The organism is Fusobacterium sp. IOR10 (assembly GCF_010367435.1).
Lineage (GTDB): Bacteria > Fusobacteriota > Fusobacteriia > Fusobacteriales > Fusobacteriaceae > Fusobacterium_B.
The window spans coordinates 1-2,306 of sequence record NZ_WJWY01000060.1; the positions used below are offsets into that span (position 1 = coordinate 1).

Annotated in this window: 3 protein-coding genes; 1 reads left to right on the top strand and 2 read right to left on the bottom strand. The window is 25.1% G+C overall.

Features of this window, described 5'->3' with window-relative positions; all coding sequences use genetic code 11:
• Positions 1 to 87: IS3 family transposase (locus tag GIL12_RS09905; RefSeq protein WP_163469728.1), on the top strand; the 87-nt coding region annotated here is incomplete at its 5' end.
• A 71-nt stretch (positions 88 to 158) separates the two neighbouring features.
• Here the strand turns inward: GIL12_RS09905 and GIL12_RS09910 are convergent.
• Positions 159 to 1,028: a hypothetical protein gene (locus GIL12_RS09910; RefSeq protein WP_163470309.1), complete on the bottom strand. Its 870-nt coding sequence runs from the start codon at positions 1,026 to 1,028 to the stop codon at positions 159 to 161.
• 79 nt (positions 1,029 to 1,107) lie between these two features.
• Positions 1,108 to 1,980 (bottom strand): MerR family transcriptional regulator, encoded by an 873-nt coding sequence (locus tag GIL12_RS09915; RefSeq protein WP_163470310.1) that lies wholly within the window; start codon positions 1,978 to 1,980, stop codon positions 1,108 to 1,110.
• Between the last annotated feature and the right edge of the window lie 326 nt (positions 1,981 to 2,306).

Sequence of the window (2,306 nt, forward strand, 5' to 3'; positions counted from 1 at the left end):
TATATTGATTATTATAATAATCAGAGAATTAAAATAAAATTAAAAGGATTAACTCCTGCAGAATACAGGAATCAATCCTTAAATTAAATATTAAATTTCATGTCCAAGAAAATGGGTTCACTACAAATAGGGGACTTTAAATTTTTATTCACATTTCTTTAAAATTGATAGTTCCAACCAACTAAGAATTCTCCATAATAATTATCATCTGTTTCTTCATATTTATTAAAATCGTATTCATAATAAGATGTTAAAGATAAATTATCGTTTACTTTATAGTCAGCTGATAAAACTACAATATGAGCATTATTTTCATCATCCCAATCTTTGTTAGTTAAATCTTTATCTTCATAGAATTGATATCTATATTCTAAATTTAAATCTAATTTATTATTTGAATATACTGGAGCATATAATCTTACTTGATGTTTTGACCAAGATTCTTCTTCACCTAATGAAGTTGATCCTATTGTATCTCTTCCTTCTACATAATATCCTATACCAAATTTATTATATGAATATTTTAGAGGAACAGCTTCTAAGTATAAATTATCTGCTGATTCTTCATCTGCTTGATATGCAAAATCTGCCCATCCTGAAAAACATCCATAATGATATTTTCCTCTTAAATAATATCTATCTGAATCTGGATCCTCAGAATTAGTTTCTTGTCTCCATCTAAAACCTAATGAATAATTTTCATAATTTCTCCATAGATCTAAATCTATTCTGCTAGAAGTATTTCCAAATCCATCACTAGTGTCAGTATCCCATCCTTTTCTTGCCATTAATTCAAATGTCCAATCATCTCCATAAGATAAAGCTACTTTCTGAGCAAACATTGTATGTCCTATATCTCCATCTTCTTTTTCAGCATCTGAAGATTCATTATCAATTTCTATATATTGCCCTATTGAATCTACTCTAAGCATTGGTGTTGATACAACTTCTGCCACTGGCATAACTTCTTTAGCATATACTGAAGATACTATTGACAATGCCCCTAAAAATATAACTATCTTTTTCATAATTTTCCCCCTTTGACTCCTTATTTAAAAAGAAATAAAATATAAATTCTTAATATTAAACTTATTTTAAACCTCAGACTCACTCAGAAGTCAACTTTTTTATAGGAATTTTTATTATTCTTATTTGTACACTATCCTCTGAAACTCTGACAATTTCATTAATACACTCTACAAAAATGTTCCCTCTTATTTCGTAGCCATAATTTTTTATCCATAATAACAGTTTTTTTAAAATGTTTTTCTCCACTGAATCAGACTCTACATAATATACTAGATATTCCCCTTTTTCTAAAACCACTTTGCTTTCAAGAGATTTTTTATCTCTTAAAATTAAAAATTTTTGAGATATATAATTTGAATTTAAATAATCATTTTTATCAATAGAGTACCCTACAACATGTTTCCCCAAAATAAAGGGCTCCTTTAAAACTTTTTCTATTTTTTTAACAAGTTCTATTTGTTTTAAATTTCCTGCTTCTAACTCTTCTTTTAAATTGATATTTATATCAACAACTATTCCTTTTCTTTCTTCTTCTTGTATTATATAAGGAATTCCTAACTTTTCTTTAGCCTGCAAAATAAATCTCAAATATTTTTTTCTATTCTTTAAAAATTTTATTTTTTTCAATAAACATTTTATTTCTATTTTTATTTCCTTTATTTTTTCATCTATAGCATAAAAATCACTTTCTTTTAGTTTAAAATTTTCTTGTCTTTTGTCCAATTTATTTTTCATATCTAAAATTTCTTTTATAGAAAAATTCATTTCCCTTAAAAATAATGCTCTTTTAAAGCTTCTTATATGTTCCAAAGTATAGTATCTATAATTATTTTCTTTTCTTCTTGCCTTTACTATCCCTTCTTTATCATAATATAAAACTGTATTCTTATTTATTTTTAAAATATTAGCCATTTCGCTCACAGTAAAAGTTTTCTTTATTTTTTCTAACATGATTTACCTCTTTTTTTTATGAAATTTAAAAATCTCTGAAGGTTGAGAATTCCTTAGAGATTTTTAATATATAAGATAAACTAACACTTTTATTAATCATAGTATAAACTCCCGAGTGACTCATAAGTCAATTTTTTTTAAATAAAAATCATCTCCTAAAATAGATATCTCATTTTAAAAGATGATTAATTTAACTTTATATTATGGGTCTATAATATTTGGTGTTGGTATTTGTAAAAATACTAATGCCTTTATTTTTTGCAAAAAAAAATTGAGACAAATAAAAAAATCCGTTACAATTAAGTTGCGACACCAAAAGAAAGGAT

Excerpts from the sequence above, each read along its gene's own strand:
- GIL12_RS09910 (WP_163470309.1), bottom strand. The coding sequence starts at position 1,028 with ATGAAAAAGATAGTTATATTTTTAGGGGCATTGTCAATAGTATCTTCA.
- GIL12_RS09915 (WP_163470310.1), bottom strand. The coding sequence starts at position 1,980 with ATGTTAGAAAAAATAAAGAAAACTTTTACTGTGAGCGAAATGGCTAAT.